The sequence below is a fragment of the Burkholderia sp. Tr-20355 genome, assembly GCF_017104685.1.
Classification (GTDB): domain Bacteria; phylum Pseudomonadota; class Gammaproteobacteria; order Burkholderiales; family Burkholderiaceae; genus Burkholderia; species Burkholderia seminalis.
In genome coordinates, this window is the sequence record NZ_JAAGPK010000076.1 from 22,973 (window position 1) to 39,426 (window position 16,454).

15 protein-coding genes, 1 tRNA gene and 1 pseudogene are annotated in these 16,454 nt (G+C 67.2%); 12 read left to right on the plus strand and 5 right to left on the minus strand.

Annotated features, from left to right (window positions below; all coding sequences use genetic code 11):
- Positions 1-179: 179 nt before the first annotated feature.
- Positions 180-270, minus strand: a tRNA-Ser gene (locus tag G3N62_RS19950).
- A gap of 57 nt (positions 271-327) precedes the next feature.
- Positions 328-2,508 carry a TonB-dependent siderophore receptor gene (locus G3N62_RS19955; protein WP_124671203.1) on the minus strand — a complete coding sequence of 727 codons (2,181 nt, stop codon included), beginning with the start codon at positions 2,506-2,508 and terminating at the stop codon, positions 328-330.
- Between the two features lie 348 nt (positions 2,509-2,856).
- Between G3N62_RS19955 and G3N62_RS19960 the strand changes: the two genes are divergently transcribed.
- From G3N62_RS19960 to G3N62_RS19995, 8 genes and pseudogenes are all read left to right on the plus strand, one after another.
- Positions 2,857-3,486, plus strand: a complete 630-nt coding sequence (locus G3N62_RS19960) for a LysE family translocator (RefSeq protein ID WP_124671202.1) — start codon at positions 2,857-2,859, stop codon at positions 3,484-3,486.
- Between the two features lie 288 nt (positions 3,487-3,774).
- Positions 3,775-3,939: pseudogene (locus G3N62_RS19965) on the plus strand (virulence factor); the annotation flags it as partial.
- Between the two features lie 423 nt (positions 3,940-4,362).
- Positions 4,363-5,448 carry a toxic anion resistance protein gene (locus G3N62_RS19970; protein ID WP_124610076.1) on the plus strand — a complete coding sequence of 362 codons (1,086 nt, stop codon included), beginning with the start codon at positions 4,363-4,365 and terminating at the stop codon, positions 5,446-5,448.
- A gap of 20 nt (positions 5,449-5,468) precedes the next feature.
- Entirely contained in the window at positions 5,469-6,209 is a 741-nt protein-coding gene (locus G3N62_RS19975) for a VWA domain-containing protein (protein WP_124610077.1), read from the plus strand.
- A gap of 44 nt (positions 6,210-6,253) precedes the next feature.
- Positions 6,254-7,270 carry a DUF475 domain-containing protein gene (locus tag G3N62_RS19980; RefSeq protein ID WP_034190369.1) on the plus strand — a complete coding sequence of 339 codons (1,017 nt, stop codon included), beginning with the start codon at positions 6,254-6,256 and terminating at the stop codon, positions 7,268-7,270.
- A gap of 100 nt (positions 7,271-7,370) precedes the next feature.
- On the plus strand, positions 7,371-8,027 hold the full coding sequence (locus G3N62_RS19985) for a TerD family protein (RefSeq protein WP_034190370.1): 657 nt from the start codon (positions 7,371-7,373) through the stop codon (positions 8,025-8,027).
- Between the two features lie 51 nt (positions 8,028-8,078).
- The gene (locus tag G3N62_RS19990) at positions 8,079-8,954 is read left to right on the plus strand and encodes a hypothetical protein (RefSeq protein ID WP_124671201.1); all 876 of its coding nucleotides are present in this window, start codon (positions 8,079-8,081) and stop codon (positions 8,952-8,954) included.
- 138 nt (positions 8,955-9,092) lie between these two features.
- Positions 9,093-9,713, plus strand: coding sequence for an HAD family hydrolase (locus G3N62_RS19995; RefSeq protein WP_124610079.1), 621 nt, complete (start codon positions 9,093-9,095; stop codon positions 9,711-9,713).
- 18 nt (positions 9,714-9,731) lie between these two features.
- Here the strand turns inward: G3N62_RS19995 and G3N62_RS20000 are convergent, their stop codons facing one another.
- Entirely contained in the window at positions 9,732-10,841 is a 1,110-nt protein-coding gene (locus G3N62_RS20000) for a fatty acid desaturase (RefSeq protein WP_124671200.1), read from the minus strand.
- Positions 10,842-11,041: 200 nt separating this feature from the next.
- Here G3N62_RS20000 and G3N62_RS20005 point away from each other — a divergent pair, with 200 nt between their 5' ends.
- Positions 11,042-12,079, plus strand: coding sequence for an AraC family transcriptional regulator (locus tag G3N62_RS20005; protein ID WP_034190374.1), 1,038 nt, complete (start codon positions 11,042-11,044; stop codon positions 12,077-12,079).
- 21 nt (positions 12,080-12,100) lie between these two features.
- Here G3N62_RS20005 and G3N62_RS20010 read toward each other — a convergent pair whose 3' ends face one another.
- Both G3N62_RS20010 and G3N62_RS20015 read right to left on the minus strand, forming a co-directional pair.
- The gene (locus G3N62_RS20010; RefSeq protein WP_124671199.1) at positions 12,101-13,147 is read right to left on the minus strand and encodes a beta-propeller fold lactonase family protein; all 1,047 of its coding nucleotides are present in this window, start codon (positions 13,145-13,147) and stop codon (positions 12,101-12,103) included.
- Positions 13,134-14,501 (minus strand): MFS transporter, encoded by a 1,368-nt coding sequence (locus G3N62_RS20015; protein WP_124671198.1) that lies wholly within the window; start codon positions 14,499-14,501, stop codon positions 13,134-13,136. The genes G3N62_RS20010 and G3N62_RS20015 overlap by 14 nt, the downstream gene beginning before the upstream one ends.
- Positions 14,502-14,865: 364 nt before the next feature.
- On the opposite strand from G3N62_RS20015, the gene G3N62_RS36010 reads away from it, so the two are divergent.
- The 3 genes from G3N62_RS36010 to G3N62_RS36445 form a co-directional block, all read left to right on the plus strand.
- Positions 14,866-14,988 carry an SDR family oxidoreductase gene (locus G3N62_RS36010; protein ID WP_226103845.1) on the plus strand — a complete coding sequence of 41 codons (123 nt, stop codon included), beginning with the start codon at positions 14,866-14,868 and terminating at the stop codon, positions 14,986-14,988.
- Positions 14,989-15,005: 17 nt separating this feature from the next.
- On the plus strand, positions 15,006-15,986 hold the full coding sequence (locus G3N62_RS20025; protein WP_059560195.1) for a hypothetical protein: 981 nt from the start codon (positions 15,006-15,008) through the stop codon (positions 15,984-15,986).
- A gap of 299 nt (positions 15,987-16,285) precedes the next feature.
- The coding region (locus tag G3N62_RS36445; RefSeq protein ID WP_206141285.1) for a deoxyribodipyrimidine photo-lyase at positions 16,286-16,454 on the plus strand (169 nt) is incomplete at its 3' end.

Sequence of the window (16,454 nt, forward strand, 5' to 3'; positions counted from 1 at the left end):
TGATTTCTCGGGATATCAGGGGCTTCATGCATTCTGGCGCAGAGAGGGATTCTGCCCACACGAGCGCGGGCCGCGAATTCGCTGGCAAGCGAATCCCTTCGAATCCCCCGCGCAAGCCGAACTGTCGGCTTGCTTTTCTCCGGAAACGAAAATGCCCGCTGGCGCGGGCATTTGAATACTGGCGGAGAGAGGGGGATTCGAACCCCCGATAGGCGATTAACCTATACACGCTTTCCAGGCGTGCGACTTAAACCACTCATCCATCTCTCCGGAAGACCGAGAGTATAGCAAACTCTGGCGGCAGCCCGCCACTCCCTTCGGCGCCCGTCAGAAATCCGTCGTCATCGACAGCCACACCGACCGCGGATCGCCCTGCGTCAGATACCCGCCGATCGTCGACGACCAGTACGACTTGTTCGCGACGTTGCGCACGGTCGCACGGAACGTCGTCTTCTTGCCGAACACCTCTGTCGCGTAGCGTGCGCCGAGATCGAAGCGGTCCCACGCCTGGATCGACATCGTGTTCGCGACGTCCAGGTACTGCGGCCCCGTGTGGATCCAGCGGGCGGTCAGCGTGAGCCCGCTCAGCATCGGCACGTCGTATTCGGCGCCTGCGTTGAACAGGAACGACGGCACGCCGATCGGCCGGTGACCGTCGTTCGTGCCGCCCGCCGTGTTCCGCAGCGTCGCATTGAGGTACGTCGCGCCCGCGATCAGCCGCACGCCTTTCCACGGTTCGCCGTACACGGCCGTCTCGATGCCGCGGTGCCGCTGCGTGCCGTCGGCGCCGAACAGGTTCGATGCCGGATCGGTGTACGCCATCGGCTTCTCGATCTGGAACAGCGCAAGCGACGCGCCGTACTTGTCGGTGTCGTAGCGGACGCCGGCTTCGTATTGCTTCGAGCGGAACGGCGACAGCGCCTGGCCTGCGTTGCGGGCGGTGTTCGGCGCGATTTCGCCTTGCGCGAGCGCTTCGCTGCGGTTCGCGAAGATCGATACGTTCTGCCACGGCTTGACGACGAGGCCGAACACGGGCGTCGTGATCGCGTCGCTGTACGTCGACGACACCGCGCCCGTGTAGTCGAAATTGTCCACCGAGATCGACTGGCGGCGCGCGCCGATCGTGAACAGCACGCGGTCGTCGAGGAAGCCGAGCGTATCGGACACCGCCAAGCTGCGCAGCCAGGTCTTCGTCACCGTCCCCGGATCGCTCATGTCGCCGCCCGTGTAGGCCGTCGCCGGGAATGCGACCGGCGCCGGATCGTAGAGCGTCGTCGGGAACGCATTCGACATCGTGTACGCGGACTGGCTGTCGATGCGGATGAACGACGCGCCGGCCGTCACGAAGTGCGACACGGGGCCGGTCGTGAAGCGGCCGCGCACGCCGGCCTCGGCCGATTGCGCATCTTCCTTGTGCGGCACGCTCAGGCGCGAGCCGGTCGTGCCGGACGACGAGTAGGTGGGCGTGTAGTAGTCGCCGTGCTCGTTCGTATGGCGCGCGCCGGCCGATACGTAGGCCGTCCACGCGGGCAGGAAATCGTACTCGGCGCGCACGATCCCGACCGTGTCCTCGAGCTCGCTGAAACTCCACGGCTGCGCATAGTTGTGCGTTGCGGACGGCACGGCCGGCAACTGGTTGCCGCTGATCAGCACGACGGGGCGGCCGTTGTCGATCCGCTCGCGTTGATACAGGAAGTCGCCGTACAGGCGTAGCTTGTCGCCGCGCCAGTCGAGCGATACGGCCGTCACGCTGCTGCGGTGGCGTTCGCCGTCGACCGCCGTGTCGCCGCCGCTGATCGACTGGTTCACGCGCACGCCCAACTGGCCTTCGCTGCCGAAACGGCGACCGATGTCCACGTGCGTGCCGAGCGTACCGGACGTCGCGCCGTCGACGGTGACGCGTGTGAGCGGCTTGTCGTCCGCACGCTTCAACTGCAGGTTCACGCCGCCGCCGATCGCCGAGCCGTTCGGCGACGCACCGTTCAGGAACGCATTCGCCCCCTTGAACACGTCGACGCGTTCGACCGCTTCGGTTTCGACGAGTTGTCGCGGCGTGACGCCGTACAGGCCGTTCAGCGATACGTCGTCCCCGGCGAGCTCGAAGCCGCGGATGACGAACACCTGCGAGAAGTTGCCGTAGCCGGATGCGCTGCGCACGGCCGGATCGTTGTCGAGCACGTCGGCGAGCGTGCGCGCCTGCTGATCCTCGATCAGTTTCGACGTGTAGGTGGTCATGCTGAATGGCACGTCGCTGGCCTTTTGCCGGCCCAGCACGCCGAAATCCGCGCCGCGCGCGACCTGGCCGCCCGCGTAGGTCGGCGCGAGGTCGCCGGGCAGCGGTTCGGCGGCGCCGGTCACGTTGATCGACGGCAGCACGGTTGCGTCGGACGCCGCGTTGGCGGCGGCAGCGGCGTGCTGGGCCCACGCGGCGGCAGGAAGGGTACAGGCGAGCGCAATGCCGAAGGCAATCGGCGTGCGACGCCGGACGGGTAACGAAAGTGTCGACATGGGACGCAAATCGGGTGTGGTCGGTGATCCATCCCAGGGCGGAAAAATCGGAATCCGGGCGGCGTGACGCGTCCGTACTGTCGCGGACGTGTTTTTATCGAGCGGCGGAGTCTAACGTAAACGCGAATGATTGTCGTTTACAGAAGAATCGGCTCACTATTCGGGATGACGGCCGGTTGCCGGACAGGATCGACGGAGCACAGCCGCCGAGCGGGGCGCGCGACGAGCATGCGATCATTGAGGGCCGCATTCGTCACAGCAAATCGCGCGCGCCGCTTTCCGACCGCGTCGCCGATGAACGACGACGCCATCCGTTCGCATCGCGCTCTTCAGAAGGAACGCCACGCCATGTCGCTCTCCGCCTTGCTCGCATTTGCCCTGATCCTGTCCGTCGGTGTCGCGACACCCGGCCCGACCGTGTTGCTCGCGATGAGCAACGGCTCGCGGTACGGGTTGCGTCACGCGATGGTCGGCATGCTCGGCGCCGTCACGGCCGACGTCGTGCTGGTCGCGCTGGTCGGGCTCGGACTCGGCGTGCTGCTCGACGCGTCGGAAACGGCGTTCGTGACGCTGAAGCTGCTCGGCGCGGCGTGGCTTGCGTATGTCGGCATCCGGATGCTGATGTCGAGCGGCGGCTCCGCGGCCGAGCAGGCCGACGTACCCGCGACGCCCGATCGCCGGACCGCGTTCCTGAAGAGCTTTTTCGTCGCGATGAGCAACCCGAAGTACTACCTGTTCATGTCCGCGCTGCTGCCGCAATTCGTCGACCGGTCGCACGCGATCGCGCCGCAGTACGCGATCCTCGCGGCGACGATCGTCGCGATCGACGCGATCGGGATGACTGGCTACGCGCTGCTCGGCGTGCATTCGGTCCACGTGTGGAAAGCGGCGGGGGAGAAGTGGCTGAACCGCGTCAGCGGATCGCTGCTGTTGATGCTCGCCGGGTATGTCGCGTTGTATCGGAAGGTTGCGTACTGAGGCGAAGATGCAGCCGGTCGATCGCTTTGCGCTCGACACGCACGACGGGCCGTACGAGACATGGCCGTCGCGCACGCACGCGCTCGTCGATGGCGTGCGTTCCGCACTCGCCGTTTCCGGCTACGTACTGCTGCGCCAGTTCGAGACGCCGGCCGCGTATCTGCTCGTTACGTTACGGACTACGACTGCCCGTTCGAGGAAGCCGTCACGTTCATGCTCGTGTCGAAGGATCCGATGAAGGTGCGGGCGCGGCGTACGGTGGGGGCGATGTATGCATCGTGCCGTGTGGATACCGAGCACCCGACGGCAGTGGTCGTTGTGGCGCCTTTAAAACTTATGCCGATCGACGCGGGCAAGGACTGGTTCCGCGCGCACGGCGGAAACAACGCGTATTTGCCTTGGTGGGGGCGTCGCCATGATGCGCGTCCGGCGTCGCAAGGCTTTTCGGAGTAAGGCCGACGCAGGACGACCGCCACAGTACGGCCGCATGTCGCCATATCGTCCGGTACACCGATTGATGAGTCCCGGCAGCGATCGCGATGATGTAAAGCATTCTGTAACAATCAGCGGAATGGAGGCACGCAAATTATTTCAAAATACTTTCAATCTTTCTGGTTATCTGCGCATCTAGAGAAATCCCGGCTGCCGTCCCATCAAGGCATCTGTCTTCACTTCACCAGAAACGTCATCGGGAATTCCATCACGCACATTACAAAATGTATTGTGATTGAAAGGATTTCGTCTCTTGACGCGCCGCACTGTCGCCATTTATTGTCCGTCTGCCGCCCGTGAGAGAGCACGACGGCAACCGCGCACGTGCACGTTGCGCGCACGACAACACGCAGCAAAAAGCAGAAAAGGAAACGTGGTAGCCACATGAAGCCGCTATTCGACGACAACCCATCCGATGCGGTCAGCGATCGTCCTTCCACTCCGTCTTCGTCACCTGCCGCCGTGCCAGCCGCAGCCGTACCGGCCGCCCGCCGGGCGGAGCACGCCCGCCTGATCACCGTCGACGAGATCGACCAGCTCGGCGCGACGCAGGGCACGCGGATCGCCGCCTTTTCCCAGCAGATTCTGGCGAGCGTCCGCGCATCGGATGCCGACCGGTTCGGCGACAAACTCAACGAACTGATCGTGACCGCGAAAGGGCTCGACCCGCGCGGCGCCGACAAGGGCGGGCTGCTCACGCAGGTGACGCGGCTGTTCCGCTCGACGAAGGAAAAGCTGCTGTCGCAATACGAGTCGGTGAGCAAGCGGATGGACACGCTCGTCGTCGAGCTCGAAAACCACGCGCAGCGCCAGAAGGCCGGCATCGACGAGCTCGAGCGCATGTACAACGACAACTACGCGCTGCACCAGGAGCTCGCGCAGTCGAAGGCGCACGGCGAATCCGCGCTCGCGACGCTGCGCGCGCATCTCGCGGCTGGCCAGCAGCCGGCGGACGATGCGTTCGCCGCGCAACGCCTGCTCGACGTGAAGCGCAAGGTCGATGCACTCGAAAGCAAGCTCGACGACCTCGACCGCGCGATGCTGATGTCGAAGCAGCTCGCGCCGCAGATCCGGATGGAGCAGGACCAGAAACGCACGCTGACGTCGAAGTTCATGACGATCAAGACCGTGCTGATCCCCGCGTGGACCAACGCGTTCGCGCTCTACCTCGAGCAGCTCGGCACGAAGCGCGCGGCGGCGCTCGCGAACGCGACGTACGACGCGGCCGACGAGGCGATCCGCGCGCAGGCCGACCTGAACCGCCAGAACGCGCAGGAAGTCGCGAAGCTCGGTCAGCGTCCGGTGATCTCGACCGACACGTTCGAATACGCGCAGCAGCAGCTGTTCGGCGCGTTCGACGACATCACGCAAATCATCGCCGACGGCAAGCGCCAGCGCGAACAGGACGCGCCGCGCCTGCGCCAGCTCGAACAGGACCTGATCACCCGATTCGCTCCGAAGCACAACTAAGAGAACTGAGAGAACACCGCATGATTACGCTTGAGAAGCGCGCGGCGAAGGTCGCGATCGTCCTCGAAAAACGCCAGATCCTGAAGCCGCCCGTCGTGCGCGTCGGCGCCGCGCTCGACATCTCGGGCTCCGCGAAGCCGCTGTACCAGTCGGGCGTGATCCAGGAGACGCACGACCGGATCCTCGGCATCGCACTGAAGTTCGACGACAACGGCGAAGTCGACACGTGGACCTTCACCGAAGGCTACGACCGCCTGCCGACCGCCACGCCGGAGAACTACGGCTCGTACATCTCCGATCACGTGCTCGACGCGCGGATCGAGAAGTGGGGCGGCACGCAGTACGCGCCGGTCATGAACGACATCGTCGATTTCTTCTTCCGTGCGCCGGAGCCGAAGCGCGAAGCAAGGCGCGGCTTCCTGAGCCGGCTGTTCGGCAGTGCCGACGAGACGTCCGCGCCGGCCGCCTCCGCCCCGGCGAACGGCCATCTGCCCGCGTGGGTGCTGTTCGTCACCGACGGCCAGAACCCGAAGAACGACCGCAAGCGCGTGCGCCAGCTGCTGGCCGAATCGCAGCACTTCCCGCTGTACTGGTCGCTCGTCGGCGTCGGCGATCCGCGCGAATTCGACTTCCTCGCGGAAGTCGCAAACGAAATGCCGAACGTCGGCTTCTTGCATCTCGAATCGCTCGACCTCAGCGACGAACAGATCTACGAACAGCTGATCACGCAGGAATTCTGCGACTGGGTGCGCGCGAAGTAAGCGCGGCCCGCCTGCCCATTTTTTCAGAACTCGATTACCCCATCATGTTGAAAGACTTCAAGATCCCGTTGTCGCTCACGGCGCTCGCGCTGATCGCGGCCTACTTCCTCGGCGGCGTGAAGGACATGCTGATCGTCGCGGTCCTGTGCGTGCTCGAAATATCGCTGTCGCTCGACAACGCGGTCGTCAACGCATCGGTGCTCAAGAACTGGTCGGAGAAGTGGCGCAACCGCTTCATGGTGTTCGGCCTGCCGGTCGCGGTGTTCGGCATGCGGCTCGTGTTCCCGCTGCTGATCGTCGCGGTGATCGGCCACATCGGGATGTGGGATGCGCTGACGCTCGCGATCGAGTCGCCCGAGCAGTACGCGGCGATCCTGACCTCCGCGCATCATCAGGTGTCGGCATTCGGCGGCGCGTTCCTGCTGATGGTGTTCTTCAAGTTCATGCTCGACACCGAGAAGGACGAGCACTGGATCGGCTTCCTCGAAGGCCCGATGCGCCATCTCGGCCGCATCACCGCGCTGGAAGTGGCGCTGACGCTCGCGATCGTGATCGTCGCGTCGTTCTACGTGCCGGCGGCCGAGCAGGTCAGCTTCCTGCTCGCGGGCGCGCTGGGCGTGATCAGCTTCGTGATCGCGCACGGCATCGGCGACCTGATCGGCGGCGAGGATACGGGCACGCGCGTGGTACGCGAAGGCGTCGCGGGCTTCATGTACCTGGAAGTGCTCGATTCGTCGTTCAGCTTCGACGGCGTGATCGGCGCGTTCGCGCTGTCGAACAACATCTTCCTGATCGCGCTCGGCCTGGGTGTCGGTGCAGCCTACATCCGGGAGATGACGCTGGTGCTGCTGAAGAAGGGCACGCTCGCGCAGTACCGCTATCTCGAACACGGCGCGTTCTGGGCGATCGGTGCGCTCGCCGCGATCATGTTCCTCGGCGTGAAGCTCGAGGTGCCCGAGGTCGTCACCGGCCTGATCGGTGCAGCGACGATCGCCGCGGCCGTGTGGTCGTCGATCGTCGTGCAGCGCAGGGAAGGCCGCACCGCGGTGGCGGGCAAATAAGCGCGCGTCACGCGCGACACGAACACCATCAACGAAGGGCCGCACCATGCGGCCCGACATCGCCGCCGGCGCAACGGCGGTTCCAGCAGAAGAGGTTCAAATGATCAATTTGTCGAAAGGCGGTCGCGTCAACCTGTCGAAGGAAGCGCCCGGCACGCAGAAATTCCGCATCGGTCTCGGTTGGGACGCGAACGCGACGGACACGGGCACGGATTTCGATCTCGACGTGTCGGTGTTCCTGTGCAAGTACGACGCGCAGAGCAATCCGAAGCTGATCTCGGATCGGCACTTCGTGTTTTACAACAGCGAAGTGCGCACGATGGAACGCAAGGAAACCTTCATCCAGCCGGGCGACGATTTTCCGAAACGCGGGATGCCCGCGTCGACGTGTCTGGGCGTCGTGCATAGCGGCGACAACCGCACGGGCAGCGGCGACGGCGACGACGAGGTGATCTTCATCGACATGACGAAGCTCGCGGCCGACGTCGAGGAAATCTCGGTGGTCGTGACGATCGACCAGGCCGAAGCGCGCCGACAGAATTTCGGGCAGGTGCACAACAGCTACATCCAGATCGCCGACGAGGTGACGGGTGCGGTGATCGCGAAGTATGCGCTCGAGGAAGACTTCTCGATGGAGACGTCGGTGCAGGTCGGCAGCTTCTATCGCCGCGACGGCCACTTCATGTTCAAGGCCGTCGGCGCCGGCTACAACCGCGGCCTCGGCGATTTCGTCCGCGCGTACGGTGGCGCGGTCTAACTGGCGGCAGCCCGGCGTGCGGAACACCGCGGCGCCGGGCAGGAAGCAGCGATGACGAATCCGTCCGACGAGCCGAAGCGGCTCGAGTTCGATACGACGCCCGAGCGCACGCCCGGGCGTCTTGCGTTCGACTCGCCGCCCGGTGCGCCGGCCGCGCGCGTGCCCGAGCGGCCCGAGCGGCCCGCGCCGCAGGCGCTTGACTTCGGGCCGGCAGCCGCGGCCGACAAAGGCGCGCGCGTGCCGCCCGCCGATGCGGTCGGCCGCGCGCTGTTCGGCGAAGCGAACCACCCGCAGCTCGACGCGTGCTTCCGCGCCGCGCAGGCCAGCTTCCCGAATCTCTATCCCGACTACGCGCCGCGCATCGAGCGGCACATCCGGCAACTGGTGCCGCTGAAGCTCGCGACGGTCGCGACGATCGGCGACGGCGCGCTGGAGATGGCCGGCAATCTCGTCGAAGCCGTCGCGGCGGCGACGCGCGAATTCAACGAACTCGGCGCGGCCGACATGATGGCCGGGATGCTCGCGCAGGCAACGCGCAAGGCCGGCGTGTTCGAGCGCTGGTTCGGCGCGGCATCGGGGCATGTCGATTACCGGGCGGCGATCGGCGCGCTCAAGCAGTCGCTCGGTTTCTTCCCGCGCCGCACCGAGGCGCTCGCCGCGCAGGTTCATCAGGCGGAGGAAAACCTCGTCGTCGTGCTCGCGGCGCTGAGCGCGGTGTCGGACGTCGTGCGCGCGCCCGACGATGCGGGCGTCGAGCGCACGCTGTTCGACCGCCGCAACATCGTCGGGCAGGCGGTCCAGCAGATCCGGATGCAGCCGGCGCAACTGCGCGGACTCGACGAGCGTGTGACCGATCTGCTGTCGCGCGCCGATCACCTGATGAACGTCGTGCTGCCGGCGGCGCTTGCCGCGCGGCCGCAGCGCTGAGCAAACGGCGCCGTGTGGCCATGTGCGTTGCGGCGCATGCGGCCGCTGCCGGGGTCGTGCTGCGTCTCGCGGTTTCGCGCACGGCGGCGCGAGTCTGCTATCTTCCCGGGCATTCGATCGCTTTCCCGCCGACTCTCCATGACTGACCGCATCGTCGCCGCATTCGATTTCGACGGCACCATCACGACTACCGACAGCTTTCGTCATTTCGTCCGCTACGCGGTCGGCACGCCGCGCTTCGCATGGGCCGGGCTGCGCGCGTTGCCGTGGATCGTCGCGATGAAGGCCGGGCTGCTGTCGCGCGGCGACGCAAAGGCGAAGTTCGCGTCGTTCGCATTCGGGCCGATCCGCGAGGGCGTGCTCGATGCGCAGGCGCGCACGTTCGTCGATACCTATCTGCCGGGCCTCGTGCGCGCGGAAATGCTCGAGCGCATCCGTGAGCATCGGGCGCGCGGACACGAAGTCGTGCTGGTCAGCGCGTCGCCGTCGCTGTATCTGGAGAAGTGGGCGAGGACGGCCGGCTTCGATGCGGTGCTCGCGACGCGGCTCGCGTTCGAGCACGGCACGTTCGCCGGGCGGCTCGACGGCGAGAACTGCTGGGGGCCGCAGAAGGTCGTGCGGCTGCGCGGGTGGTGGGGCAACCGGCCGCCGAAGCAGCTGTTCGCGTATGGCGACAGCCGAGGCGACAAGGAAATGGCCGAACTCGCGAACTGGTCGTGGATCCGCGGGCAGGGGCCGATGCCGCCGATCGGCGATTGAGGGCGCGCGCCGCCGGCGTTATGCGTCTGCCGGTGCCTGACGCGTGCCGCGCGACGGACGATAGGCGCCCCAGCGATTCGCACGCGCGAACGTACCGACGTCGTTGAAGCGCACGCCGACTTCGCGCAGCGCCGCATGCGCGGTGCGCGCGGTCAGTTGCCGGATGTAGAACGGATCGCGCACCACGAAGTGATGGATCGCGTGCGTGCCGCCGAAATTGAAGCAAAACAGCTGGAACGGCAGCATCCACCACGGATTCAGCACCTGCGTCTGCTGGATCACGTTGCGCGAATCGATGTCGCCGAAGTAGTGCATGTTCGAGCTGACGAAGTTGATGCAGAAGCTGCGCAGGAAGTTCGGTCCGAGCCACACCACCGCGAGGAAATCGACGACATTCATCACGCGCTCGACGGCGGCCGGTACCGTTGCCGTATAGCCGAACGCGTGCAGCGCGAACAGGCCGACGTGATAGACGATGAACGCATGCCACAGCAGGTAGTACACGTGACCGACCGGCATGTACGACGACACCTGCTCGACGCGCAGCTGCAACCGTTCCGACGGATCCTGCACCGGCTGCGCGGCCACATACTGCTTCACCTTGCGGCGCATCGCGGCCGGCCGCAGCACGACGGCGAGCATGCCGTCGGCGATCATCAGCAGACGCTTCACGCCCCAGCGTTCGCCGTTCGTGATGCCGAATTCCTCGAGATCCGATTCGCCGCCGGACACCTTGTGGTGATGCAGGTGCATGCGCCGCCGCGTCCACGGGTTGATCGTGCCGGGCCGCGTGAGCCAGCACAGCGCCATCATCAGGTGATAGGCCCACGGGGTCTTCTTGAAGTACATCAGGTGGATCAGGTCGTGCTCGAGTTCGTGGATCAGCGACGTGACGAATGCGGCAAGCGGCAGCGCGACGTACCAGGCGATCGCGCCGCGCGCATACAGCCACGCGATCGCGAGCATCGCGCTCACCGACACGGCCATCACGGACGCGCCGACGAGGTTCTGGTTGTCGAGCAGCGGAAAGCGCGCGCGGATCGCGTCGCTCGCGGCGTTGACCTCGCGGCGGACGTACGCGACCTTGTCTGCATCGTGGCGAAAGACGGTTCGTGCGGGTTGGCTCATCGACCGGAATCCGTGCGGAAAGAGTGGGGCGCAATGCCGGTGTGACAAGCATAGGCGCGCGCCGGAACGCACGCGAGGGCCGTCGGTGCCAATGACGGTGTCATTTCGGGCCACCTTGGCGACCGGGCTAGAGTGCCGCCGCGGTGTCATTGCGGGCCAGCGACGCTACAATCCGCCGAAACCGCTCCGGAGTCCGCCGCATGGTCCCGTCCGTCCCGGATGCCGCGCGCCAGCTGAACAAGGCGACGGTGTCGTCCGCGTATGCGCTGTTCATGCTGATGCTGGCCGAGGAGCGCGGCATCGACGGCGGCCGCATCCTCGCCGGCTCGGGCGTCGAGCGCGAGCGGCTCGCGCAGCCCGATGCGCGCATCACGCCGCTGCAGCAGGCGGCGATCGTGTTCAACCTGCTCGATGCGACCGACGACCCGTCTATCGCGATCGAGATCGGCCTGCGCAGCAGCCTGACGAAAGCGGGGCTGATCGGCTTCGGGCTGATGAGCTGCGCGACGCTCGGCGAGGCGATCGCGCTCGGCATCCGCTACCTGCCGACGCGCGTGCCGTTTTTCTCGGTGCGGCTCGCGCAGCTCGACGGGATCGTCGACATCGACGTGCTCGAAGCGTTTCCGCTCGGCCGGCTGCGCCAGTTCGCGGTCGAGAACTTCCTGGTCGAAACGGCGATCCTGTTCAATTCGCTGCTGTATCCGACGCCGGGCCGCACGCTGCAGTCGCGTGCCGAACTCCATTTCGAATGGCCCGAGCCGCCGTGGTTCGAGCGTTATCGCGCACGGCTGCCGCGCTGCCATTTCGACGCGAGCGCGAACCGTATCCGCTGCGACGCCGCGCTGCTCGACGAGCCGATCGGCACCGCGAACGCGCAGACCGCGCAGATGATCGTCCAGCAGTGCGAGGCCGAACTCGCGCGGCTCGGTTATGCGGAGAGCATCGTCGAGCGCGTGCGCAACCTGCTGATCTGCGGCGACGACGGTTATCCGTCGGTCGACGACGTCGCGCGCGAACTCCATGTGTCGGCGCGCACGCTCAAGCGCAAGCTCGCGGAATACGGTGCGACCTATTCGGCGCTGCTCGACGAGATCCGGCTGCGCGACGCGCTGCGGCTGCTCGAAGGCACGCGGCTGCCGGTCGACGAGATCGCGGCGCGCGTCGGTTATACGGACCGGGCCAATTTCACGCGCGCGTTCAAGCGCTGGACCGGCGTCGCGCCGAGCGAGCGGCGCTGAACGCCGGCACGTGCCGCGGCTTCAGACGAGCGCGATCCAGTTCGCGCCGCGTCCGCCCGGCACGCGCGTGTGCAGCGTCAGCGCGCCGTCGTCCGGCGCGATCGCATACACGGCCACGTGTTCCGACTGTTCGCCGCAGGCGACGAGCCAGCGTCCCGACGGATCGATCGCGAAGCCGCGCGGCTGCGTCTCGGTCGCCGTCGCGTGCGCGGGTTCGAACGACCCGTCCTCGTTGCGGCGATAGCAGAGCAGGCGGCTCGACGTGCGTTCGCTGACGTACGCGAAACGTTCGTCGGGCGTCAGGTGCAGGTCGGCGGCCCACACGGACGGCTCGGCGGGCGCGGGCGGGCGCGCATGGCCGGGCGCGAGTCCGGCGACGGCCGGGTGGCGTGCGCTCACGTGTGCGTCGCCGAGCCTGCCGGTGTCGGGGTCGCGCGCGAAGGACGCGAGCGTGGCCTGGAATTCGCTGACGACGACGAGCGTGCGGCCGTCATCCGCGAACCGCAGGTGACGCGGGCCGAAACCGGCCGGCACGCGCGTGTCGCCGTGTTCGACCGCGCGCAGGCCGGCCGCGTCCTCGACGAGCGCGAAGGCGAACACGCGGTCCGAGCCGAGCGAGCCGACGTACGCGAAACGGTTGTCCGGCGACACGATCACCGAGTGCGCGTTCGCGATGCCGGGCGCGACCTGCAGCGGCGTGCCGTCGCCGTCGCGCACGCGGGCGGCGTCGTAGAGGCTCAGCGAATTCCCGCCGTACGACGCGCCGAGCAGCCAGCGGCCGCTGTGGTCGAGCGACAGGTACGCGTGGCTCGCGTCGATCGCCGTCGTGCCGATGCGCGCAAGCGCGCCCGTGGCGGCGATGCGGAACCCGACGATCGTCGGCTGTTCGCCGCGCGTCGCGACGTAGAGCCGTGCGCGGTCGGCCTGTACGGCGATCGGCATCGCGACGTCGGCGGCCGGGTAGCGCGCAAGCGGTGCGAGCGTGCCGTCGCCGGCGAGGGAGAACGTGGCGAGGTCGCCGTCGGCGGCATTCGAGACGACGACGGTCAGGCGGTCAGTGTTCGGCATGGCGGAGCATCGAGGCGTTCGTGAAGGATTCGTCGGCCGGCAGGCCGCGCGGCGGATCGCTGCGCCGCTGGGTGCGTGCGAACAGCGCGGCGAACGCGGCGACGAGCGAAGCGATCGCGAGCGCATACAGGCCGCCCGTGATCGAACCCGTATGTTGCTTCAGATAGCCGAACGCCGTCGGCGCGACGAAGCCGCCGAGGTTGCCGACCGAGTTGATCAGCGCAATCACGGCCGCGGCCACGCGCGTGTCGAGGTATCCCTGCGGGATCGGCCAGAACAGCGACGCCGCGGCCTTGAAGCCGAGCGCGGCGAAGCAGATCGACGCGAACGACCACACCGGGTCGTGCGACGTCGACGCGAACAGCCCGCCCGCGGCGAGCACGAGCGCACTGGCGAGCCAGCGCTGCGGATGCTTCCACTTCGACGACAGCACCGCGAAGCCGTACATCGCGCCGATCGCGATCATCCACGGAATCGTGTTGTACAGGCCGACCTGGAAATCGGTGAGGCCGCCCATCTTGCGGATGATCGTCGGCAGCCAGAACGTGGCCGCGTAGATCGTCAGCTGGATCGAGAAGTACAGGAAGCAGAACAGCACGATCTGCGGGTCGCGCAACAATGCGGTCGCGCGCACCGGCACGTTCGAACGGACGTCGCGCGTCGCGCGTTCCTCGTCGAGCGCGTTCTGGAGCGCCGTGCGTTCTTCGGCGGTGAGCCACGTTGCATCGCGGATATGCGATTTCAGCAGCAGCCAGCTCGCGCCGCACAGTGCGACCGAGAACAGCCCTTCGATCAGGAACATCCATTGCCAGCCTTCGAGGCCGAAGCCGCGGATCGACAGCAGCGCGCCGGTCACGGGCCCCGAAAGCACCGACGCGAACGCGGAGCCGCCGAGGAAGATCGCCATCGCCTTGCCGCGCTCCTGCGGCGGCAGCCATTGCGACAGGTACAGCACGACGCCGGGGAAGAAGCCGGCCTCGGCCGCGCCGAGCAGGAAGCGCAGCGTATAGAACGACGTGTCGTTCCACACGAACGCCATCGCGGCCGCGACGATGCCCCACGTCGCCATGATCCGCGCGAGCCACACGCGTGCGCCGTAGCGCTGCATCAGCAGGTTCGACGGCACCTCGAACAGCGCATAGCCGACGAAGAACAGCCCGGCGCCGAGCCCGTACGCGGCCGCGCCGATGCCGATCGACGCTTCGAGGTGGCGATCGACGAAGCCGACGTTCACGCGGTCGATGTAGTTCGCGATGAACATGATCAGCACGAGCGGCAGCACGTGCCACTTCACTTTCGAGACGGCGGACGCGAGCGGGTCGCGGCCAGGCAGGGCGGGCGAGGGCGGGTTCAACGGTGTCTCCGGTCGGACGGCTGCGGACGGGGCGGCGACCCGCGTGCGCGTCTGGTTGGCGGTCTATGTAGTATGTCGTCGTATGACATGGTACGCCGGAGCGTGACCGAAGACGTCGCGGGTTTACCCGGAATTAGTTCAAATATTGGGGAATCTCACGAGATTGGTGTGACGGTACTTAATGTCTGATGACGTATGACATTGGTGGAGACGCCGGCCCTACCTGACGCGCGAGGTCGGCGTGCGCGGCATCCGCGCGAACAGCATCCACATGGGCTGGAGGTGGGGCGTGCCGCCCCCGAGGAGTTTCCGGCAGGCGGCGGGATGACGGAAGAGCAGATCCTCGCGCCGATCGCGTCTAATATTGCGCTCGCGAAGCTGCCGACCGACGACGATTGCGCGCGCGGCGCTGTTTCTCGCGTCCGACCAAGCGAACGCGGTGACGGGCGCGACGCTCGACGCGGACGGCGGCGATTTCATGCCTTGACGATGGAGCACCGGATCATGCAGGACAACCCACACGCGCGGCATTTTTTCGCGTTCAACGGCGACGCGGACGGCCTGTGCGCGCTGCAGCAGCTGCGGCTCGCGGAGCGCGTGCGCGGCACGCTCGTGACCGGCGTGAAGCGCGACATCAGGCTGCTCGAGCGGATCGACGCACGCGCGAGCGACATCGTCACCGTGCTCGACGTGTCGCACGACCAGAACCGCGACGCCTGCGCGCGGCTGCTGCGCGGCGGCGCGACGATCCGCTATTTCGACCATCACTTCGCGGGCGAACTGCCCGACGATCCGCGTTTCGACGCGCATATCGACACGGCGGCCGACGTCTGCACGAGTGTGATCGTGAACCGCCATCTCGGCGGCCGGCACGTGCGCTGGGCGATCGTCGCGGCATTCGGCGACGAACTGCCGGCGCTCGGCGACGCGCTCGCACGCGAGCACGGGATCGGCGAGGCCGAGCGCGGCACGCTCGCCGAACTCGGCCTCTACCTGAACTACAACGCGTACGGCGAGTGCGTCGGCGATCTGCACTTCGATCCGGCGGTGCTCGCCGACGCGATGTTGCCCTGCGCCGAGCCGCTCGATTTCGTGCGCGGGACCGACGTGTTCGCCGCATTACGCGACGGCTACCGCGACGACATGGCGCGTGCCTGCGCGCTCGCGCCGCTGCGCGAGGTGCCGGGCGCGACGCTGGTCCGGATGCCGGACCACCCGTGGGCGCGGCGCGCGACGGGGATGCTTGCGAACGAACGGATGCGCAAGGCGCCGCATGCGGCGCTCGCGGTGCTGTCGCCGCGTGCGGACGGCGGGCTGGTCGTCAGCGTGCGCGTGCCCGACGGCCGGCCGCTCGGCGCCGACGAGTTCTGTCGCGGTTTCGCGACCGGTGGCGGGCGCAAGCGCGCGGGCGGCATCAACCATCTGCCGGAAGCGGAGTTCGACGCGTTCGCCGAGCGTTTCGAGGCCGCGTTCCGGCTCGATTGACGCAGCAGCCGGCCGCTCCCGGTCACGCGGCGGGCAGCATGCCACGCTTCGGCGCGCCGCTTTCCGTCGCGTGCGCACTGATCGAAACCCTGTTTGCAGGCAGAGCCGCCCAGCGCGGTGGACCCGACATCGAGCGTGGGCCGGTGTGCGCGGCGAAGCATCGTCGGAATGGAGCAACGCGTTTCACCGGGCAACGCGTTGCGCTGGCAGCGACCGCCATCGGCGGCGGCGAGCGTCGACACCGCGCGGCACAGCCGCGACAATACGCACCTCCTTCCGCTTTCGTCATCGAGGTGCCCGTGCCCGCCCAGTCCTCCGTTGCTCCCGCGATCGTCTGGTTCCGCGACGATCTGCGCGTGACCGACCAGCCCGCGCTGACGCGCGCGGTCGAGTCGGGCCGGCCGCTCGTGTGCGTGTTCGTCGACGACACCGGCGCTGGCGCCGGGCGTCCGCTCGGCGGCGCGGCAC

Coding starts and splice junctions, on each gene's coding strand:
- G3N62_RS19955 (WP_124671203.1), bottom strand. CDS start 2,508: ATGTCGACACTTTCGTTACCCGTCCGGCGTCGCACGCCGATTGCCTTC.
- G3N62_RS19960 (WP_124671202.1), top strand. CDS start 2,857: ATGTCGCTCTCCGCCTTGCTCGCATTTGCCCTGATCCTGTCCGTCGGT.
- G3N62_RS19970 (WP_124610076.1), top strand. CDS start 4,363: ATGAAGCCGCTATTCGACGACAACCCATCCGATGCGGTCAGCGATCGT.
- G3N62_RS19975 (WP_124610077.1), top strand. CDS start 5,469: ATGATTACGCTTGAGAAGCGCGCGGCGAAGGTCGCGATCGTCCTCGAA.
- G3N62_RS19980 (WP_034190369.1), top strand. CDS start 6,254: ATGTTGAAAGACTTCAAGATCCCGTTGTCGCTCACGGCGCTCGCGCTG.
- G3N62_RS19985 (WP_034190370.1), top strand. CDS start 7,371: ATGATCAATTTGTCGAAAGGCGGTCGCGTCAACCTGTCGAAGGAAGCG.
- G3N62_RS19990 (WP_124671201.1), top strand. CDS start 8,079: ATGACGAATCCGTCCGACGAGCCGAAGCGGCTCGAGTTCGATACGACG.
- G3N62_RS19995 (WP_124610079.1), top strand. CDS start 9,093: ATGACTGACCGCATCGTCGCCGCATTCGATTTCGACGGCACCATCACG.
- G3N62_RS20000 (WP_124671200.1), bottom strand. CDS start 10,841: ATGAGCCAACCCGCACGAACCGTCTTTCGCCACGATGCAGACAAGGTC.
- G3N62_RS20005 (WP_034190374.1), top strand. CDS start 11,042: ATGGTCCCGTCCGTCCCGGATGCCGCGCGCCAGCTGAACAAGGCGACG.
- G3N62_RS20010 (WP_124671199.1), bottom strand. CDS start 13,147: ATGCCGAACACTGACCGCCTGACCGTCGTCGTCTCGAATGCCGCCGAC.
- G3N62_RS20025 (WP_059560195.1), top strand. CDS start 15,006: ATGCAGGACAACCCACACGCGCGGCATTTTTTCGCGTTCAACGGCGAC.